Origin of the sequence: Chitinophaga agrisoli (assembly GCF_008386695.1) — a bacterium.
GTDB classification, from domain to species: Bacteria; Bacteroidota; Bacteroidia; order Chitinophagales; family Chitinophagaceae; genus Chitinophaga; species Chitinophaga agrisoli.
This window is the reverse complement of record NZ_VUOC01000003.1, coordinates 79,712-101,132: the sequence shown is the minus strand read 5'-3', so window position 1 is coordinate 101,132 and position 21,421 is coordinate 79,712. Positions and strand designations below refer to the sequence as shown.

At 50.1% G+C, this 21,421-nt stretch carries 13 protein-coding genes; 1 reads left to right on the top strand and 12 read right to left on the bottom strand.

Going from position 1 to position 21,421, the window contains the following annotated elements:
• Positions 1-8: 8 nt before the first annotated feature.
• Positions 9-3,152 (bottom strand): SusC/RagA family TonB-linked outer membrane protein, encoded by a 3,144-nt coding sequence (locus tag F0L74_RS15695; RefSeq protein WP_149838861.1) that lies wholly within the window; start codon positions 3,150-3,152, stop codon positions 9-11.
• 136 nt (positions 3,153-3,288) lie between these two features.
• A complete protein-coding gene (locus F0L74_RS15690; protein ID WP_149838860.1) occupies positions 3,289-5,529 on the bottom strand; it encodes a GH92 family glycosyl hydrolase in 2,241 nt (746 codons plus the stop codon).
• Positions 5,530-5,773: 244 nt separating this feature from the next.
• On the opposite strand from F0L74_RS15690, the gene F0L74_RS15685 reads away from it, so the two are divergent.
• On the top strand, positions 5,774-8,326 hold the full coding sequence (locus F0L74_RS15685; RefSeq protein WP_149838859.1) for a galactose oxidase: 2,553 nt from the start codon (positions 5,774-5,776) through the stop codon (positions 8,324-8,326).
• 14 nt (positions 8,327-8,340) lie between these two features.
• Here the strand turns inward: F0L74_RS15685 and F0L74_RS15680 are convergent, their stop codons facing one another.
• The 10 genes from F0L74_RS15680 to F0L74_RS15635 form a co-directional block, all read right to left on the bottom strand.
• A complete protein-coding gene (locus tag F0L74_RS15680) occupies positions 8,341-8,763 on the bottom strand; it encodes a response regulator (RefSeq protein WP_149838858.1) in 423 nt (140 codons plus the stop codon).
• Between the two features lie 8 nt (positions 8,764-8,771).
• Positions 8,772-10,403 carry an ATP-binding protein gene (locus F0L74_RS15675; protein WP_149838857.1) on the bottom strand — a complete coding sequence of 544 codons (1,632 nt, stop codon included), beginning with the start codon at positions 10,401-10,403 and terminating at the stop codon, positions 8,772-8,774.
• Positions 10,404-10,406: 3 nt separating this feature from the next.
• Positions 10,407-11,423 carry a SpoIIE family protein phosphatase gene (locus F0L74_RS15670; protein ID WP_149838856.1) on the bottom strand — a complete coding sequence of 339 codons (1,017 nt, stop codon included), beginning with the start codon at positions 11,421-11,423 and terminating at the stop codon, positions 10,407-10,409.
• Positions 11,416-11,826: an anti-sigma regulatory factor gene (locus F0L74_RS15665; protein ID WP_149838855.1), complete on the bottom strand. Its 411-nt coding sequence runs from the start codon at positions 11,824-11,826 to the stop codon at positions 11,416-11,418. Before F0L74_RS15665 ends, F0L74_RS15670 begins: the two co-directional genes overlap by 8 nt.
• Positions 11,807-12,211: an STAS domain-containing protein gene (locus tag F0L74_RS15660; RefSeq protein ID WP_149838854.1), complete on the bottom strand. Its 405-nt coding sequence runs from the start codon at positions 12,209-12,211 to the stop codon at positions 11,807-11,809. Before F0L74_RS15660 ends, F0L74_RS15665 begins: the two co-directional genes overlap by 20 nt.
• 6 nt (positions 12,212-12,217) lie before the next feature.
• Entirely contained in the window at positions 12,218-13,084 is an 867-nt protein-coding gene (locus tag F0L74_RS15655; protein ID WP_149838853.1) for an STAS domain-containing protein, read from the bottom strand.
• A gap of 272 nt (positions 13,085-13,356) precedes the next feature.
• A complete protein-coding gene (locus F0L74_RS15650) occupies positions 13,357-14,979 on the bottom strand; it encodes a pectate lyase family protein (RefSeq protein WP_149838852.1) in 1,623 nt (540 codons plus the stop codon).
• Positions 14,980-15,009: 30 nt separating this feature from the next.
• Positions 15,010-16,710 (bottom strand): RagB/SusD family nutrient uptake outer membrane protein, encoded by a 1,701-nt coding sequence (locus tag F0L74_RS15645; protein ID WP_149838851.1) that lies wholly within the window; start codon positions 16,708-16,710, stop codon positions 15,010-15,012.
• 17 nt (positions 16,711-16,727) lie between these two features.
• Positions 16,728-19,712, bottom strand: a complete 2,985-nt coding sequence (locus tag F0L74_RS15640; protein WP_149838850.1) for a SusC/RagA family TonB-linked outer membrane protein — start codon at positions 19,710-19,712, stop codon at positions 16,728-16,730.
• A 141-nt stretch (positions 19,713-19,853) separates the two neighbouring features.
• Positions 19,854-21,419, bottom strand: a complete 1,566-nt coding sequence (locus F0L74_RS15635; RefSeq protein WP_149838849.1) for a sodium:solute symporter family protein — start codon at positions 21,417-21,419, stop codon at positions 19,854-19,856.
• Positions 21,420-21,421 lie beyond the last annotated feature (2 nt).

The window sequence follows — 21,421 nt, the reverse complement described above, 5'->3', positions numbered from 1 at the left end:
GTGTCTTTTTAGAAATTAAGGTTCACGCCAAAGTTGTAGTTCTTCATGAGCGGGTAATTGAACCCTGCGTTAAACAAACCTTCCAGCCTTTCCGGGTCAAATGCTTTTACAAACGGATCTGCAATGGTGAACAGGTTAAACGCGTTCACAAATACCCGCAGGCGTTTAATGCCTACGGCGCTGTACAGCTTTGTGTTAAAGGTGTAACCCAGCTCCACGCTTTTGAGCCTTACATAAGAGGCGTCTTTACGCCATACGGAACTTTCTGCGTACATCTTACCTACATCGTTATTAAAGCGGGAGGCGGGCCATTTACCCGGTATCCAGGCGCTATTGGGATCATAAGGGTCTGCCTTATGCCAGCGGTCGTAGAAATAGGCGGGGGTATTGCCGCGGAAAGCCATCACCTCCGCATATACCTCGCTAAAACGCACCGTGTACATAGCGGAGCCCTGGAGCAGCATGTTCAGGTCAAAACCTTTCCAGCCGGCTGTCAGGGTAAGGCCGTAGTACATTTTAGGATTCTTGCCGGAAGGATTGATGTTATCATTCGTGCCATTGGCGCCGGTGAACAGGGGCAGCATATCCTTATCGTCTACCATGCCGTCGTTGTTGATGTCTGCGTATTTAAAGTCGCCGGGCAGCTCGCGGATATTGGCCTGGTCGCCATTCTGCAGGGGGTAGTTGGCTATTTCCTCCGGGTTCTGGAACTGGCCCAGGTAGGTATAGGCCCATACCACATCATTATAGCGGTTGGCGGTACCATTACGCCAGCGATCGTAGCTATTCAGGAACGGTCCTCTTTCCACATACCGGTTCATGATACGGGAATAGTTAAAGTTGGCGGATACGCCAAACTGGAAATCATTGAACCGGTTGTTATAGGAAATGGTGAAGTCAAAACCCTGTACCCGGTCGCTGTTCAGGTTTTCCTGGGGCAGTGTAGCGCCAAAGGTGTTGGGCAGGGATACATTACGTACCGCCAGCAGCCCATCCCGGTCGCGGCGATATACATCAAACTCCAGGTTGAACTTGTTATTCCAGAGGCCTATGTCAATGCCCAGATCCGTTACTTTGGATTTGAACCAGGTCAATTTCTCATTGGCAATGAGTGGTGAAGAAGCGCCATTGGTAATGGTACCATCTGCAAACTCATAACTACCGCCGCCCGTGGTGGCGTAATAACCGGCTATATACTGGAAAGGATTACCCGCATCTTCCCCTACCAGGCCGTAAGAGGCGCGCAGTTTCAGGTTGGAGATGAGCCGGACATTGTTTTTGAGGAAACGCTCTTCAGAGATACGCCAGCCGGCAGATACTACCGGGAAAAATCCCCAGCGGCGATCCGGGTGGTACCGGTAGGAACCATCCTGGCGGAAAGCAAACTCCACCAGGTATTTGCTGCGGAAATCGTAGTTAAGGCGGCCTACATAAGAGAGGTTAGCCGTTTGTGTTTCTATACCGGAGTTCACCTGGTTCTTTACGCCGGCGGAGTTGATCTGATCATTGGTATAAAAATCGTAGAGCCGGCGCAGATAAGCATCCCGGTTCCAATATTGCTGCCGCTCGTATACCACCAGGGCGCTTACATTATGCTGACCCGCAAACTGACGGCTATAGCTGGCCTGCGCCTGTATGGTAACCCGGTTATTATTGCCATAGTTATTGGAAATGCCGGAGGTGCCCACCCGCTGGGGCGATACTTCGAATTTATCATTTACGTACGTGTACAGCTTATAGGTTTTGGATACATCCTTGGCTTCATAACTGTTCATATCATAAGAACCCAGGGCCTTTAAGGAAAGTCCTTCTACAAACGGCGCCGTATAGATCAATGCTACGGAGGATTGTACATTCCTGTTCACGCTTTCGTTATACCCGGTAATATCCCGGTTGGAAAGGGTAACCGGGTTCTGGTTACCAGGCGCCACCACGGCCGGATGCTCCGGATCGTTGTTGGCATAAGGCTTTTCCGTTGGCAGTGTTACGCGGGTACCTTTAAAGATGTTAAAAAAGTTCTCTCCCGGCACGGACCTTTTATCATAGCGGCCTGCCAGGAACACCTCTGCCCGCAGGTTGCGGCTTAGCTCCGTGGTGAGGTTGGAGCGCAGGGTGTATTTGTAAAAGTTCATATCGTTGGTCTTTAGCAGCCCTTCTTCTGTGGCATACCCAAAGCTTACGAAGTACTGGGTTTTATCCGTACCGCCGGAGGCAGACAGGTTGTGCTGTTGCTGCATGGCAGACTTTTTCATGGTCTCGTTGTACCAGTCCGTGCTGCCGTAACCAGGGGCGCCATCCAGGTATTTCTGCAGCTCGTCTTTGGTGAGAAAGGGGGAACCGGTACCCAATATGGCGGCATCGTTACGCATCTGGATCCATTCCGCCGCATTGGCCATGCGCGGCACATCCGTAGGTTTCATATAACCCACTACGCCGTTGTAGTTAAAGGAGGTTTTCCCTTTTGCGCCTTTTTTGGTGGTAACGATAATTACCCCGTTGGCCGCACGCAGACCATAGATAGCGGCAGAGGCGTCTTTAAGGAAGGATACGCTTTCAATATCCTCCGGGTTCAGGCGCTGAAACTCAGAGCCGCCGTCACGGGCAATACCGTCTATTACAAACAGGGGCGTACCAAAGCCGCGGATGTTGATCATGTTATCAAAAGTACCCGGCTCGCCGCCCAGCTGGCGGATCTGCAGGCCGGCCACTTTACCTTGTAGCTTCTGGGCCAGGCTGATGTTGGTGGAGGTCTGGATCTCCTTGGCGGTGATATTGCTTACCGCGCCGGTAAGGGTCTCTTTCCGTTTTACGCCGTACCCTACTACCACCACATCGCCCAGCTGGGCTTCGTTGGGCGATAGCTGCACATTAATGGCGCTTCTGCCATTGATATGTTCTATGACCTCCTTCATGCCGATAAAGGAAAAAACAATTTCTGTAGCGGAAGCGGGGATATTGAAGCTGTAGAGCCCCTGTGCATTGGTGGTAACGCCGGCCCGCTTGCCGGCAGCGTCCTGTACAAATACGCTGACGCCAGCCAGGGCAGATCCGTCCCTGGCATCGGTGACCTTTCCGCTAATGGCCCTTTGCTGAGCCACTGACAGGCATGGGAAAAGTGCTACCACCAGTAATAGGTAATAGATCCGTTTCATAAACGAGTAGAATTGATTTTGGTTAGGAATTGAAATAAGAAGCCGTTAGCCGATAGCTGTCAGGAATTAGCTATTGGCTGCAGCTTTAACTACAGTCTTTGTTACGTGTGATGAATTGTGCTAGCGTGAATATGTATTAGTTCCCAGCTATAGGTACGCCCCAGGATTTATTGGGCTTAGGGCCCATTTCCAGTTCAAGTTTTCCCCCGTTATTCAATTGTTCATGCGTGAAAAAGGGCGTGTTTAATTCCTTTCCGTTCAATTTAGCGCGCTGAATATATTTATTGGTTGTAGAACAGTCTTTTGCTATTAAGGTGAATTGTTTGCCATTAGGCAGGTCTATCGTCACTTTGCTGAACACAGGGCTGCCAATGGTATAGATGGGCAGGCCGGGCGTTATTGGATAAAAGCCCATGGAAGAAAAGACCACAAAAGCCGTCATACCGCCGCCGTCCTCATCCCCGGGGATGCCGAAGATGTTATCCTTAAACCATACATCCAACAACATGCGGATATGTTTCTGCGTTTTCCAGGGCGCATCTGTAAAATTGTAGAGATAAGGGATGTGGAAACTGGGCTCATTACCCATGGAATATTGGCCTACCAGGCCGGTGGCATCCGGGAACTTGCTCCAGAAGGCGTATTTGGAGCGGTCCAGCCCTTCGCGGAACAGCTGGTCCAGGCGGGCCTCAAAAGGCTTTTTGCCGCCCATGAGGGTTATCAGGCCCGGTATGTCCTGCTGCACCTGCCACATATAGGTCCAGCCGTTGTTTTCATCATAATAGTCCCTGCCACCCATACCGCCGTCGAATTTGGGATCAATGCTGATCCAGTTGCCTTTATCATCCTTTGGCAAAAAGAATTGCTTTTCCTTATTCCAGAGGTGCTGGTAGTTCATGCCTCTTTTAGAGAATTGCGTGTAATCCTCCTGTTTACCCAGGTCTTTGGCCAGCTGGCCCAGCGCCCAGTCGTCATAGGCATTGCCCAGGGTAATGGCCACGGCCTGCCTTTTCTCGAATTTATGTACGCGGGGCTCTGTTTCCTGCGCATCCGGCGGCAGGGCCGGGAAGTATCCATTGGTATGGTAATAATCGTCCAGTTTAGTTTTCTCCCCGTTTTCCCAGGGCAGCATGGTGGCGCTGGTAGCGTTCTTGCGCATGCCCTCATAGGCTTTCTGCACGTCAAAATTGCGCAGGCCTTTGCGGTAGGCATCCAGGAAAACGATGGAGGAATGGAAGCCGTTCATACAGGCATGGTCGCCAAACAGCACGGGGAAGGTAGGCATCCAGCCGCTTTGCTCGTACATGCGTACGTAGGATTGCAGCATATCTTCTTCCACCGCAGGGTTCAGGATCATACGCAGGGGGTGCAGGGCCAGGTAAGTATCCCAGGACCAGTCATCCACATAAAAAGGGCGGGTATCCTTATTGACCTGTTTGTTATAACCGCTGTAATACTGTCCATCTTCTGTAATATCCACCATCCTTTCGTAACAACGGTACAGGGCGGTATAGAAGGAGCGCCGTTGTGCGGGCGTACCGCCTGCTACCTGGATCTGGGAAATGACCTTATCCCAGGCATTCATGCCATTATCCGCTACTGACTGGAAGCTTTGTTTACTGATCTCCTCAAAATTCTTACGGGCCTGGGCGGCGCTTACAAAGCTGATAGCATAACGCAGCTCCACCTCTTTTACGGCGGCAGGGAAAGTAATAGCGGCCTTTATACGTTTACCGGAAGCATGGGGGATGGACATTTCCTGCCCATCCTGCTGCCAGGCGGCTGGTACGCCGGCGCTGCTAAAAACGCCGTACATGTATACTTTTATATCGTCGTGCCAGGTTTCCATACCGGTTAGCTCCGTGCCGGACAGGAAATGCCAGTCTGCCGGGCCACCGTTATAGTTACCTAATAAAATGGTCTTTTTGGGCGCATCCGGGAACTGGAAGCGGTAAATGCCCGTTCTTTTACCGGGCGCAAACTCCACATTTATCTCCTCATCCACCAGGTAGGCGCTGTAGTACCATGGCCGGGTGATCTCCTGGTCATAGGTCATACGTGCGCGCCAGCTTTCCGGCGTAACGGGTTTTACTGTGGGTTTCAGGGAAAAAACCTGGCCCAAACGGTGTGAAACGATGGTTAAGGGAAAGTCTGAGATCTGATCATCCAGGTAGTCTTTGCGCTGGGGCGCCATCCGTATCAGCTGGTTAGGCAGCTGTACCGTAGGGCGGGTAGGCTCCAGCAGCTGGCCTACGTTGCCGATCGTAGGATCAATATCATTAAGGTTGGAGGCCGCCTCTTTTACGGGAGCTGCCAATTGGGCGCAGGCTATGTGGCCGCCCATTAATGCCAGTAACAGGAATACCAGTCTTTTCATACTCGATGGAATCATTTCATTTGCTGAAATGTACTGCAAGAAACTACAGTTACACTAACAGATGCCCTAATAAATGCACTAACGGGGAAATTAATTTTTGCTTAGTGGATAAAATAACTGATTATCAGTTGCTAATAATTTTAAAAAAACTGGAGATCTAACGTTTATCCTTTAAATTTAAGCGCGGGGATTACGGGGGGCTAAGTAGAAAATTAAGTATTTTGTGTTCAGATTCCAGGTTGTTATGGGGAAACATATTTATTGCTTACTGGGGGTCTTTTTTTTCTGTAACGTAGTATTTGGCCAGTCTTATGGTTTACGGTTCTCCAGCCATGAAGTGGTACCTGAAAAAAGAACATCCCTCGACCTGACTCCAACTGCACCTATTTGCCTGCATGATGGTACGGACATTTCTTTTGACCTGGTATTCACGCCTAACCTGGAGACTTACTTTGGTTATATTATACGGCTGATCACGGACCAGCATCAGAATATAGACCTGGTGTATAACCAGCGGCTGCAGAATTTCACATTCGTGATAGGGGAATCCTTTTCCGGTACGGTGCAATTAGACTCTGTGCAACTGTTCCGGAAATGGAACCATTTCCGCATCCGTTTTGATGAAAAGAAACAGGCCGCCCTTTTTTATGTGAATGACCGGCTTATATGCCAGGGCGCGCTGGCATTTAGTGGCAGCACCTGTTGCCATATCTATTTTGGCACCAACCGTTTTGAGAAGTTCCAGACGCTGGATATCCCTCCTATGAGCATTAAGGATATCCGGATCACGGAAAAAGGTCAGCTGAAATATTATTATCCTTTATCAGAAAGCAGCGGCCTTACCTGTAAGGATGCCGCCGGCCACCATAATGCCCAGGTAAAGAACCCGGTATGGCTGAAGCCACGGCACCAGCACTGGGAAAGCGTACGGACCTTCTCTGTTACCGGCACGCCCAGCGTAGCGTTTGACGGCAAACGTGAACTGTTGTATATAGTAGCCCGGGACAGCCTGTACCGGTTCTCTTTCAAGAATTACCAGCTGACCGCTACGGCCGTAGACGCCGGCCCGCTGCCGGCGGGTAACCAGAGCGTATATGATACGGTAACGGGCCGGCTGTATAATTTTTATATTGATGAGCACAAGGTGCGCCGTTATGATACGGTGAGCCATAAATGGGACGCCGGCTTTAGCGGCCAAGGCCTTACGGAGTACTGGCAGGCCAATAAGTTCCTGTCGCCCACGGATAGCGCCCTGTATGTCTTAGGCGGTTACGGACAGCTGCAATACAAAAACCTGGTGCAACGGTATTCTTTCAGCCGCGGGCAGTGGGAGACCGTGCCCGCCCAGGGGGATGCTTTTATGCCGCGGTACCAGGCGGCGCTGGGCAGCAATGCCACCCGGGACACGGCTTATATCATAGGCGGCTATGGCAGTAATACCGGCAACCAGTCCATTAACCCCAAACATACCTATGATCTGCTGGCCTACAGCATAAAAACACAGCGTTTTACCCGTATGTACCAGCTGCCGGAGCCGGCCAGCCAGTTCTGTTTTGCCAACAGCCTGGTAATAGACCCGGCCACCCGCGATTTTTATGCACTGATCTACCCAACGGATAAATTCAACTCCAACCTCCAACTGATACGCGGCTCCCTGCAATCCCCCTCCTACCAGCGCACGGGGGATGCGATCCCGTATGCGTTCCATGATATCAAGTCCTTTGCGGACCTTTATTACTGTGCAGCCAGTAAAAAACTGGCGGCCATTACGCTGTACAATACCCAGAATGGCGCTACGGATGTGAAAGTATATACGCTGGACTTTCCGCCCAATGCCATGCCTGACAGCCCTGCAGCACCGGAGAAACAAGCCGGCTACTGGCCCTATGCAGCCGGCGCCCTGGCCCTGATGGCAGCGGGCCTGTACTTTTTCTACTACCGGCGCCGGGACCGTAAAAAAAGGCCCGTTACGCCTGCTGTAACTACCCCCCCCGTAAGGGATACCCATCATAAACCCGTTGATGTGCCCCATCCCGTGGTACCGGCTACAGAACCAGTATCACCGCCGGAGGAGAACGACACATCCGCCATTTTCCTGTTTGGGCAATTTGAGGTATTTGACAAACAAGGCCAGGATATCACCAAGCTGTTTACGCCCCTGTTAAAAGAGCTGTTCCTGCTGATCCTTATCTACTCCCTGAAAGATGGGAAAGGCATTTCCTCTGAACGGCTGTACGAGATACTTTGGAGCGATAAGCCCCTGAAAGACGCCAAGAATAACTATTCCGTAAACATCGTTAAGCTAAAAGCCATCCTGGAAAAGATAGGCGATTGCCATATTGGGAAAGAGTCCGGTAAATGGAAGCTGGAGATCCTGAACGATAGTATCCGGATCGATTACCAGCAATACATTAACCTGGCGGCTGGTAAACCGGCTATTGATCATATCTATGTGCAGGCACTGCTGCATATTATACAAAGGGGCGCGTTTTTACGGAATGTACATTATGAATGGCTGGACGATGTAAAGGCGGGTATTTCCAGCCAGGTGATCGACAGCCTGCTGCAATATATTGCCGGGGCGGATATGGCGGCGGAGGCGGAATTTATTGTAAAGCTCACCAACTGTATCTTCTTTTTTGACAACCTCAATGAGGAGGCGCTAGCCTATAAAAGCAAATGCCTGGTACTACTGGGCCGGCATGGCATGGCAAAAGACGCCTACCTGCGGTTTGCAAAAGAATACAAGGAAAGTTATGGACAGGAATTTGAGCGCTCGTTCCGGGAATTGACCTAACGGGATGCATTGTGCTACTCCACCTGGCTTAGTTGGTTACACAGGTTATAGAAATGCCGTACTACCTCTACGGTTTGCGTATACGATATAGGTTTTATTACATAGGAGTGCGCGCCCAGGGTCAGGCACTCATCCCGCTCAATAGGATTAAGCGAGGTGGAGAAAATGATAACGGGAATGGCCGCAAACGCCGGTTCTGCTTTCAGGAAACGCAGGGTTTGGGTGCCGTTCATCTTTGGCATGTTCAGATCCAGGATGATCAGGGACGGGATAGCGCCGGGCGGCGTGCATTGCTGCAGGTATTTGATGGCCTCTTCGCCGTTCTCCTCGAAATGTATAACGGCTCCGTAATCCAGATCGTCGAAAGTATCTTTTATGATCTGGCGGTCTTCGGCATCGTCATCCACCAGCATTATTTTCGGGTACATATGTTCCATGTACGGTACTATTGATTAAGTGGTAAGGTAATCTTAAACGTGGCGCCTTCATTCTCTTTCCCCGAGGCGGTAATAGCTCCATTGTGCAGGGATACGATCTTGCGGCAGATGGCCAGTCCCAGGCCGGTGCCTTTGTATTTATCACCGCTATGCAGGCGTTGAAACAGCGTGAACATCTTAGGCAGGTATTTTTCATCAAACCCGATCCCGTTGTCCTTGATGGCAATTTCCAGGTATTGGTCATTACGCCAGTTGGAGACCTGTATCAGCGGCGCCTGGTCTTTTTTGGCATACTTGAGCGAGTTGCTGATGATGTTGGCAAACAGCTGGCGCAGCATACTTTCATCCGCGTCTATAGAAGGCAGGGGCGCTATATCTATAGCAGCGCCTTTTTCGCGGATCATCATCTCCAGATCCTGCAGCGTATCGCTGATCACCCTGTTCAGGTCTATACGCCGGTATTCCAGCTCCTTTTTCTCCACTTGGGAAAAGGCCAGCAGGTCATGGATCAGGTTGCGCATGCGGTGAGAGGCGGATAGCATGCCTTTCAAATAGTCCTTACCTTTTTCATCTATCCTGTCTACATACTTATTGAGGAAGTAATCGCTATAAAAGCTGATCTTACGTATAGGCTCCTGCAGGTCATGGGAGGCGATAAAGGCAAACTGCTGCAGCTCCTGGTTACTGCGGTTAAGGGCGGATATATTATCTTCCAGTACGGTTTGGTTCTCTTTTAACTGTTGCTGGGCCTGTTGTAGCTCTTTATTATTCTGCAGGGTTTCTTCTATCGCTTTCTGGGCATTAATATCCACCAGGTATCCTATCCAATATAATAAAGTCCCTTTTTCATCCCGCAGTGGAGAGATAGCTGCCAAGTGCCAGCAGTAATCATCATCATGCTTATGCCGCAACCGGCACTGTGTTTTTACCACGGCCGCTCCTGCCGCTATGCTATGCGTGAACAGCAGGTTAAACGCATCGTAGTCCACAGGGTGCACCACATCGCGCCAGCGGGTCTCATTCAACTGCTCTATGGTATGCCCGGTAAACTGGTATAACCAATCGTTGGCATAGATGAGCTGTCCCTGGAGGTTCAATGAAAAAATGATGATAGGCAGTGCGTTGGTAAGGGTCTTATACTGCCCTTCGCTTTCCTGTAGCTTCTGGGCCAGTTCCTGCAGCTGTTCGTTCTTGCGTTTGATCTCTTCGTAGGGGGAGATGGGCGGCTCGTTGCGGAACATGTTCCGCCATTCGTCTATTTTCTTTATATCCAGTTTTTCAGAGGAAGGGATGGAATAATAAAGCTCTACGGAAGTCTGGTCGCCGGCGGTAGTGATATTATATTTATTCACCAGGCGCTTGGCATATTCCAAACCCTGGTTGCCTTTCTGGGTAACATGGGCCTCATCTGTGATACGGGCAACGATGTATTTTTCCCTTTTATCTGTGGATATGCTTAAAACCAGGTAACCGTTCTTCCCGTGATCAATGGCATTCCTGGATACTTCGGACACTGCGGTGGCAAAAGTAGTTTGTGCAGAAAGGGAAAGGGCCGCCAACTCCGCCAGCTTCATGGACCGCTTATGCGCCAGGATAAGATCCATTTCGTTATTTAACGTAACTTTTACCAGTTCCTGCATGGGCTATACATTTATTTTACAAGCAGCAATTGCCATGTCATCTGTATTACGTGCAAAGTCCTTGAATAAAGCGGCGCCTACAAAAGCAAGATCACAACGAAAAATACCGGGATACCGGAGCAGGTCCCAACGTGTTTTTATACCATCACTGCACATGATCACCGTTTGTCCTCTTTCATAAGCCACTTCTTCATCCCGCATGGTATTGGGAATATTTAGCCCGATGATGCCGTTGTGCGCTACATAATTCTTTGATACGGATGCGCCCTGCAGCCGGCTAAAGATATTGCCAACACCGCAGATAGACCATTTGCGCTCCTGTAGATCAAAGATCACCACGGTGCCTACCAATCCCCTGGTTTTCTTTACCGCGGCGTGCATAAACCGCAGGGTTTCCCGGGGGCTGTTTTCCGGGCAGCTTCTGAAGGCTTCTATGGCTGCCTGTACGGCAACCTGTGCGTCTTTGCCATGCCCCAGGCCATCTCCCAGAAATAGCTTGATATGATCTTTGGATACTTTTGCATAAAACCCGTCGCCACAGTCTGTTTCTCCGGTCTTAGGCACGATCAGGGACCTGATCTCTATTTTCTTTGGCTTTGTAAAAGACGGCAATGCCTCATTATAAACAGTACAATACAATACCGTGCCCCAGTCTTTACGGGAATACACCTGGAACTTATCTGACAGGCGGCGGATCGCCCCCAGGCCATGGCCAAGCGTATTGGTGGTAGACATTCCATCGGCCATCATGCGTGGTACATCGTTGATGCCCGGCCCGTTATCGATGGAAATGATCTCCATTCCCTGAATACCTTCCTCTTCTACCGGTTTTACAAATAGCTCTCCGTCCACTGCATGTTTAGAAAGATTGGAGACCATTTCAGATATGATAATATCTATCTCCCCTATCCTTTTTGCGGTAAACCCTGCTTTTACGGCCAGGGCGTGGATCTCTTTTTTGATGATGGCGAAGTAGCTACGGTCGGATGCATTAAAGCGCAGATGTACAGCACTAACCATTTTTCCATTTTGTGATCGTTACGGTGGTGCCTTTCTCTGAGCTCCTGATATCAAATTCACTTACCAGCCGTTTTGCTCCCGGCAATCCTAATCCCAGGCTTTTGGCGGTAGAATAGCCATCTTTCATGGCCAGCTGAATGTCTTTAATACCCGGGCCCTTATCCACGAATGAAAGCCGTATACCATTTTCCCTGCCTTTGCTTACAATTTCAATGAGGGTATAACCCCCGTTCGCATATTTAAGCATATTACGCACCAGCTCTGAGGCGGCGGTGATCAGTTTGGTCTGGTTCACCAGGCTCATACCTATCTTTACTGCGTATTCCTTTACGCGGTTGCGGAAGGGGACTACATCCTGTTCTTTCTGTATGGCCATCGTATCTTTACTCAACACTATTATCATCGTGTTCTTCCTCCTGTGTGTCCTCGAAAGAACCGATTTTTCTCCTTAACAAAGCCATTCCCTTCTCCACATTCAGGGCAGTACTTACGCCTTTCAGCTCCAGACCTAACTCCACCAGCGTGATAGCCACGGCTGGCTGTATGCCTACTACTACTGTTTCAGCATCCATGATCTTACTCATACTGCCGATATTACCAATGATACGTCCCATAAATGAGTCCACTATGGACAGTGCGGAAATATCAATTAATACGCCTCTTGCACCGGTCTTATTCACCATTTGCACAAGATCACTTTCCAAATTTAGCGCCAAACGGTCATACAAATCCACCTGAATAGTTACCAGCAGGAATTTGCCCATTTGTAAAACAGGTATTCTATCCATAACGGGTTATAAGCTGGTTTTTTCCTTCACTGATTTTCTCACCTCTAACTGCAGCATACCAAAGGCATGTTTCAAAGCGCTGGCAAGTGTGGCTTTTGTAATAATATTGGAGAGATCAATACCCAGGTGCACCACGGTTTGTGCAATTTCAGGACGGATACCGCTAATGATACACTCCGCGCCCATTAGGCGGGTGGCGCTGATGGTCTTTATAAGGTGTTGGGCTACCAGGGAATCTACGGCCGGTACGCCGGAGATATCCAGGATGGCGATGCTGCTACCCGTCTCCACTATTTCCTGCAGCAGGTTTTCCATTACTACCTGTGTGCGGGCGCTATCGAGGGTGCCGATGATAGGCAAGGCCAGGATGCCATCCCATAAGCGGGTAACGGGCGTAGATATTTCTGTTATCTCATCTGTCTGGCGCAGGATCACTTCTTCCCTCCCTTTAATAAAGGTCTCAAAAGTGTTTACGCCAAAGCTATCTATGAGCTTGTTTACTTTCATGGTCAGCGCTAACAGGGTAACAGCATCATTCTTGAGCTCATCCTGCAGTGTCTGTAACAGCGCTTCCCTGAGGCTGAATATATATACTCCGGTCTCGCGGGGAGAGTATCCCTGGCGGGCGCGGGAGATAGAAATGCCTGACAGTATTTCTATAACGGTGTCAAAATCGCCGGATTGGGCATCCGCTAAGTTCCGGTCATTCACCGCATTTACCAATGCATCCAGTAATTCCTCCGACTGGATCCGCAGCTCGTCATTGCTCATGAGGTCTTCGCGGAGCGTTTCATTCGCCAGCTGGTTCTTCATCCACAATTCTAAGATCTGTTTCTTTCTTTTCTGGAGTACTTTGGAAATATCTACTTTCATATATATGTAGTTAAGATTACCTAAATATAGAACAAAAGGCGTGATGGCAAATCTTTTTTTAGTAGCTGCGAAATGGGGCTGGCAAAGCGATCCAGCCACATGAAAATATTTTTCCATACATTTCTCACCGGCGTTTAATCGATGATGTTAGATTTACGCATACCCCTGTAGCCCCCATTGGCGGGCGGATATTACAGGCTCTGCAATAATATAACAAACAAAACAGGCGGGCTTATATGGCCCGCCTGTTCTCTATCTGCATCTGCTGTAGCTTATTTACCTGCAGTTACACTATTAATGAACTCCTCTATATTAGTATACCCATCCTTATCCCGGTCCGCTACCGCATCTGCGGCATCGTTAGGGTTTAAGTGATGTTGTTTTTCCCAGCTATCGGGCATGCCGTCATTATCTGCATCCTTATAGGGCGTGCCTTTATAATCCGGATAACCGCCTACCTGGTTGGGATCAGTGATGATACCCAGCTTGTAGGAATCCGGCGGCAGGCGGCGTTTAATGTATTTGCTGGGAGCGCTGGGCTGTGCATTATCCTTATACAGGATCTTGCCGGTACGTACCTGCTCTGCCACCCTTTTATCTACCGCATCCCTTTTAGGCAAGGTAGCGCCTGCATGCTCCAGCACATAGCTAAATGATTCCTTAGCCGTCATGATGGGGAATTTGGCAATAGGGAAAGGTTCGTTCACCCGGATACTTTTGGTGAACTCACCAGCATCGGGCATTTCGCGTACCTGTACGCCACCGGCCCAGTTATCCTTTGTTACCGCATCATTACCTTCCATGATATTACCGGCTACGTAGGCCTGGCCAAAATGGTCCGCATCATTCTTATCCCGGTTGGATTCCGGCTTCAGGATACGGTGGCCAATGGGTTTATCCAGCGGCGTAATAGGGCCCGGTTTGAAATAGTTGTTGATGAAATTGAATTTAGAACGATGGTCGCCGCCATCTGCACTGCGGTTCCACCAGTTGAACACCACGTTGTTCACAAAGCCAAAATCGCCATACATACCAATAGAAGGGTTACGGCTGATGTTGCTGCACCACATGTTACGCATAAAAGTGCTGTTAAGGCCGCCGATGGTGCTGCCAAAGGCGTGGTTGTACACATCCAGGGCCTCAGAGAAGATAGAGTTCTGGATGGTCACGTTCACCGTAGGCAGCTTTTGTGGTTTGGCCCCGTTGCGCTCATATACGTGCCTGTACATGGACATATTCTCATCCAGCCCCCAGCTGGCGGATACGTGGTCTATGATGATATTACCAACGCCATTGCCACCCAGCGCATCATCACGGCGGGTAACATCGCTGGCGCCACGGCGGAAGCGCATATAGCGGATCACTACATCATGCGTGTCTATCCATACGGATTCGCCGGCGATACAAACACCATCACCCGGAGCGGTTTGCCCTGCTATGGTGATATAAGGCGCCCTGATGCTTACCGGGCTTTTAAGGTGGATGATACCGGCCACGTTAAATATCACGATACGGGCGCCGCCTTTTTCACAGGCTTCGCGGAAGGTGCCGGGACCGCTATCTGCCAGGCTGGTCACCACATATACTTTACCGCCACGGCCGCCAAAAGTGTAGGCGCCGCCTCCTTCCGCACCGGGGAAGGCCAGGATCTTAGCCTGCGGCAGATCCTCCGGCTTTTCAGCCCAGGGGATATAAGGTTTACCTAGTTTGGCCTCTGCCTCAATGATGGGCAGGGCCTTGGCCCAGGCCTCATCTGAAGCCTTGGCAAACTGCGCCATATTGGCGTTGGCAGAGTCCTCCAGCGAATGCGGGATAACGGGGTATTGCGCCCGCGCGGACATTGTAAAACCGGTCAAACACGTAACGGTCACCGCCTGCAATAAGATCCTTTTCATATAAAATGCTATTAAGTATTAATCTGTCTGTTAGTAACCATCGTTCTGGGTAAATTCCCCTTTATTGGTAACGGCATCCAATTGTGCCTGCGGTATGGGCCGCAGCACGTGGAATGGTTTTATATAGGCGCCAGCATCCGGGTTATGGAGTTTTACCCGCTCTACCAGCTTGCCGGTACGTTTCAGGTCAAACCAGCGGAGCTCTTCGCCGGCCAGCTCACGGGCGCGCTCATCCAGGATAAAATCCAGGGTAATGGCGGCAGGCAGTACGTTCATATCTGTCTCGTGGCCGGGGAGCGCAGCCCTTTTACGGATATCGTTCAGGTACATGGCAGAAGAATCCAGCTTGCCCAGTTTAAACTGCGCCTCTGCTACAATGAGGTACATCTCTGCCAGGCGGAAGATGTTTACATTGCGGGAGCTTTGCTGATCTGAGGCGGAAGTGCGGTTTGGATTTTCGAACTTACGCAGGGAGAAGTAGTGGAAGCGGTCTTTAGGCGTACCGTCCGCGCCATATACATCATCCCGGTCATAGGTCTTGTAGCGGTAACGGAGGCTGTATTTCTGCAGCTGGTCATCAATCGGGTATTTGGACACAAATACGGCAGTATCCCCCACGGTAAATTTCAGCGCATCAGTTGTCAGCTCCGGGTTCTGGGCATGATCTGCGGCCGTCCATTTAGGCAGCGTTTTCTCATTATTAGCGATCCAGGTGCTCTTAAAGCTAGCCGCAAAACGGCCGTCATAACGCTCATCATACAGGTTCAACAAGAACAGGGTAGGCATCCAGCGTTCATAGTTGAGCCCATTGGCCAGATCCAGCGTCATACCGGGCAGGCTTGCATAGTCCATGATGAACACACTATGCCCCGCGTTGTTACCGGTTCCGTTTAAAGCATAGTTATTAGAGTAGGTTACCGCCCATATCACTTCGTTGTTCTTTTCGTTCTCTATTTTCCACAGGTCTGAATAATTGGGCAATAAGCTGTAGCTGTAGTTTTTGATCACACTGAGGGCGTAATTGCTGGCAGCCTGGTTGTTGCCGCGGGTAAGGTGTAACCTGGCGAGAAAGGCTTCTGCAACAGGTTTAGTTACGCGGCCATAGTCCGGCGTGGTGGTGGGCAGGTTGGCTGCAGCAAACTCCACATCCTTAAAGATCTGCTCGTATACAGTAGCGGCGGGCGTGCGGTTGGCGGTGGTCACCATGCCTTCTGTAGCCTCCAGGGTAAAGTTCACATCCCCAAAAGTTTCTACCAGCATCCAGTAGTACCAGCCGCGCATAAAACGCAGCTCCGCTTCCAGGATGGGTTTCCTGGCGGGGTTCAGACCGGCTTCGTCTATATGCTTCAGTGCCGTGTTACACAGGTTGATAGCGGCGTAACAGGGTACCCACATGTTGTTGTTTATCCAGATATTGTCTGAGATCAATGCCTGATAAGTGGTAAGCGGCGTATTGGGGAAGATACCGTTTACGCCGGTGTTGCCATTTAACGCGGCATTGGTCCATATATCTGTGCCGGCCTCCAGCATGGCAAAGCCCTCTTCCTTGCCATACATGCTGCGGTTATAGGTGTATGTGGCGTTCACGGCAGATTCAAATCCCTCCGGCGTTTTAAACAAACTCTCCACAGTGGCCCCGCCGGGGTTAAATTCATTTTCGATCTGCTTCTTACAGGAGGCAGCGGTTACCACCAGTATCAAAAGCACTATTTTATTGATATGCTGTTGCATGGTACTTGATTTAATAGTTAGAAAGTAACGTTCAAACCGGCTACGTATAATTTGCTCAAAGGCTGGTCTATGATGCCTTCGCTTTCCGGGTCAAAATCCTTGTTCTTGGCAATAAAGGCAAGGTTCTTACCGGATACGTAGATCCTTACGCGCTCGATCTTTGCCCGGTTGGTAAATGTTTTGGGCAGCGTATATCCCAATGTTACGTTCCTAAGCTTTGCATAGGAGTTCTGATACTCCGTGAGCGTGGTGATGTAGGAAGAACTACCGGTGGCGCTAGGACGGGGATACGCGTTGGTTGGGTTTTCCGGCGTCCAGTAATCCATAGCAGACCCGTTCTGGGAACCGTTACGGTAGTATTTGGCGTAATAGTCAGAGCTCATCCACTGGCCTATACGCGCAATGATCTGAATATCCAGGTCAAAGTTCTTATAGCTGAAGCTGTTGCTGATGCCACCGGTCCATTTAGGTACCCGGGTGCCGATGATGGTACGGTCCGCAGCGGTGATCTTACCATCCGGTTTACCATCAGGCCCTGAAATATCCGCGATCTTGATATCTCCGGGTTTGGCCTGGTATTTCTCCGCCTCTGCTTCTTCGCCCAGCTGCCAGATGCCCAGCTTTTTATAATCATAATAGATAGTAGGCGACTGGCCTAAGATCAATGACTGCCGGTAGTCGCTGCTGATCACGTTCCCGTTTGGCAGCTCTGTGATCTCCTCCTTATTCCTGGCCCAGGAGATATTGGTGCTCCAGCGGAAAGCGGAGGTAACGATATTATTAGTGGTAAGGCTTACTTCCACGCCCTTGTTCCTGGTTTTGCCCACATTCCGGTTAATGGTGCCCACGCCGGTGGAGCTGGGTAAGGTATAGGGAAAAATAAGATCGTAAGTGCGGGCATCATAATAATCCACAGAGCCGTTGATCCTGTCTTTCAGTATGCTGAAATCCAGGCCGATATCTGTAGTAGCGGTAAGCTCCCAGCTCAGGTTAGGATTGGCGATCTGCGCATTGATGCCGTAGGCAGCCACCTGGTTGGCCTCATCATAGGTGAACGGTATCACAGAAAGGGAGTTTTGCGTAGCATAAGGCGCTATCACATCGTTACCGGAGATACCCCAGCTGGCCCTTAATTTAAGATCGCTGAAAATGCCCTGCTGTTTCATGAAGGATTCATCGCTGATGCGCCAACCGGCTGCCACAGAGGGGAAGAAAGCCCATTTGTGACCAGGCGCCAGTTTGGAAGAACCATCACTACGGCCGGTAAGGGTAAGCAGGTACCTGCCCAGGTAACTATAGTTGATACGGCCGGTGAATGATAACAAAGCAAATTTGTTATACCCGCTACCGTATTGCGGAGACTGGGTAGCGCCCGCCAGGTTGTACCAGGACTGGGAAGGGAAGGTCTGGTTCTTGCCAAGGGCGTAGTTGCTCGTATTTACCGTTTGGTTATAGGAAACCACACCGGTAACATCCAGGCTGTGATCCTTTACCTCTTTGTGGTAGTTAGCCTGTGTTTCCCAGCTGATGAAGCTGAATGAGCTATTGTTGATCATAGCCTGGGAAGTGGCATTGTTACCGATAATGGTAGACTTGCCATAAAACTGGCCGGCGGTAGTACCGCTCTGGGTGGTGGTAAAAGTAGAGCGGATATTAAGATCTTTCAGCGGCGTTAGCTCCACATAAGCAGCGCCTGAAAAACGTTGTGTTTTAGTATTGGCGTCCCATTGGCCCGGCTGCTCATCAGACAGGGGGCTCATTTGGGTGCCCCCCACCGGGTACACCACTATATTGCCCGCGGAATCGAATGGCAGGCCTAAAGGCAGGGCTTTAGTCGCCTGGTTGAAGGGATCACGGCGGGTATCATTATCTATATAAGCAAACTGGGAGCTGATGCCCACTTTTAACCAGTTATTGATGGTCTGGTCTATATTAAAGCGGGTGCTGTAACGTTTATAACCATCCATTTTCAGGATGCCTTTTTCGTGATAGTAACCGGCGGAGAAATAGATCTTGGTCCTTTCTGTGCCACCGGATACGCCTACCTGGTAGTTCTGCTGTGCGCCATGGTGCAGCAGGAGGTCCGGCCAGTTGATGTATTGTTGATTTTGTATAGCGTTCAGCTCCTGCGGATTAAAGATCTTATCATCATCTGCCGGGCTGGCCCAGGTGCCCACCGCACGATAGGCTTCCCGTTTAAAAGCAATGTATTCCGGACCGGTTTTCATACGGCCGTATTTGGATACGTCTGATACGCCGGCATAAGAGCTGAAAGTAAGTTTAGGCTTACCGGTAGCGCCTCTTTTGGTGGTGATGATCACCACGCCGTTAGCGCCGCGGGAACCATAAATGGCGGTGGAGGATGCATCTTTGAGCACATCCACAGACTGGATATCGTTAGGGTCAATGTCTGACATAGTAAAACCCTGTACCCCATCTACGATATAGAGCACGTTATTGGAAGCGCCCGGGTTGGCAATAGAGCGGGTACCCCGTATGCGGAAGTTGGAGCCGCCGCCGGCGTAACCGTTATCCCGGTAGATATCCGCCCCGGGGATCTTGCCCTGCAAGGCTTCTATGGCATTGCCGGCCGGCACTTTTACGGCCTCATCTCCCTTAATGGATACCACGGAGCCGGTAAGGTCCCGTTTCTTTACCTGGCCATAGCCCACCACCACGATCTCGTTCACATTGGAGATGGAATTGCTCAGCGCAATGTTAATACTGGACTGGTTGCCCACGGTGATCTCCTGGGTGCCGTAGCCCATATAGCTTACAACCAGTATGGCAGATGGCCCTGCCTGAATAGAAAAAACGCCGTTAACATCTGCCGCTACCCCCTGGGAGGTACCTTTTACATTAACAGTGGCGCCCGGTAAGGGCTGTTTAGAGATCTGGTCAGTAATTTTTCCCGTAACAGTTTTTTGCTGTGCCATCAGACCAGTATAACAGCATAGCAGCGATAATGTAATTAAGTACAGCAGGGCTGATCTGTTTTTCATAACGCAGTATTTTTTTAAATGAAAAAAGATTGGATACTTCTGTGAAAACTTTCTTTATGAATACTGCTTAGAAAAATTGCCAATAAAGCAAATAAACAGTGTGCATAGTGTTATGATTAAGATGGTGAATATGGTCCGTTCTTACACCGGTTGCGGCTCTTTGATATGCCGCGTTTCTTTCCAGCCGCTGTATAACAGGCTTTTATCTATGTCCGGTTTTGGAAAAAACAGGCTGGCCACATATCCTACGCCAATGACAATCAGGTGGCTGTATACGCCCAGCATGAGCTTATTATGTGTAAAATTGTATTTACCCAGGTCCAGTAATAATGTTTTATGTTCCCCTATGCCAATAGCGGTAGAGGTAAGGAAAGCGTAGGCAGTGAACAGGATACAGACAATAATGGCAATGGTAATACCCTGGTTATTGGCCCGGGCGCTTAACAGGCCTAACAGGAAGATACCCACGATACCGCCGGAGAAGATGGCATAGAGCGTGAATACAATACCCAGCACGCCTTCATTACCCGCATTGATGTAGAACATGGCAATGAGGATAGAAAGGAGGCCGGATACCACTACCAGCATTTTGCCGGCCTTCAGGTATTCTTTGTCCTCTCGGCCGGGTCTTATCTTCTTATAATAATCCTCTACCCCTACGGCTGCCAGTGAGTTAAGGTCTGCGCTAAGGCTGCAGATAGCAGCGGAGATCATGGCGGCTATGATAATGCCTACCACGCCGGCCGGCAGGCGGGTCATGATAAAATAAGGGAACACACCATCCGCGCGCATATCTGCCGGCAGCGGGTTCTGCGTATAAAACACAAACAGGGCGGTGCCTATGAACATAAACAGGGTCCATACTGGCACGGTAAGCAGTATGCCCATTAAAGAGGCCCTGATGGCCGCTTTATCCGTACGCGCTGTTAAATAACGTTGCACCACTGTTTGATCTGTGCCGTATTTCTGTATGGCATAGAAGGCGCCGTTAATAGCCATTACCCAAAAAGTAAGTTTAGTAAGGCTGGCATCATAGGGTCCAAAGCCGGTGCGGCCATTGGCGGAGGCGATCTTCCATACTTCCGGCAACCCGCCTTTAACGGAAAACAACAGCACGGATATGCAGATAATGCCACTGATGAATAACATAAAGCCCTGAAAAACATCCAGCCAGATCACCGCCTCTATCCCGCCCAGCAGGTTTACGGCGATAATGATACCGCCCACCACCAGGATAATGACCATGGTATTGCCGCCCATGATGCTGTGCAGCGCCACGGCCAGTAAGAAGAACACGGTGCCCATGCCGGAGAACTGCCGCAGCACAAAGGCCAGGGAGCTGTAATACCGGGCAAAGGAACCAAAGCGCCTTTCAAAATACTCGTAGGTGCTGAGGCGGATCACTTTCCGGTAAAGCGGCACTATGAACCAGATCACACAGATAAGCACGATGGGTACCATGAGCCCCTGTACCAGCAGGATCCAGTTAGCCGAATACCCCGTACCCGGATAAGCCAGGAAGGTAACACTGCTGATCAGCGTGGCCAGCAGGGACATACCCAGGGCCCAGGCAGGTACCTTGCCTTTGGCCAGGAAATAGTTCTGGCTGGTCTTTTGTTTTTTGGCAAACAGGAACCCAAAAGAGATCGTGGTTGCCAGTAACAGGACGATAATAACGTGGTCAATGAAATGCAATGACGAATTCATGT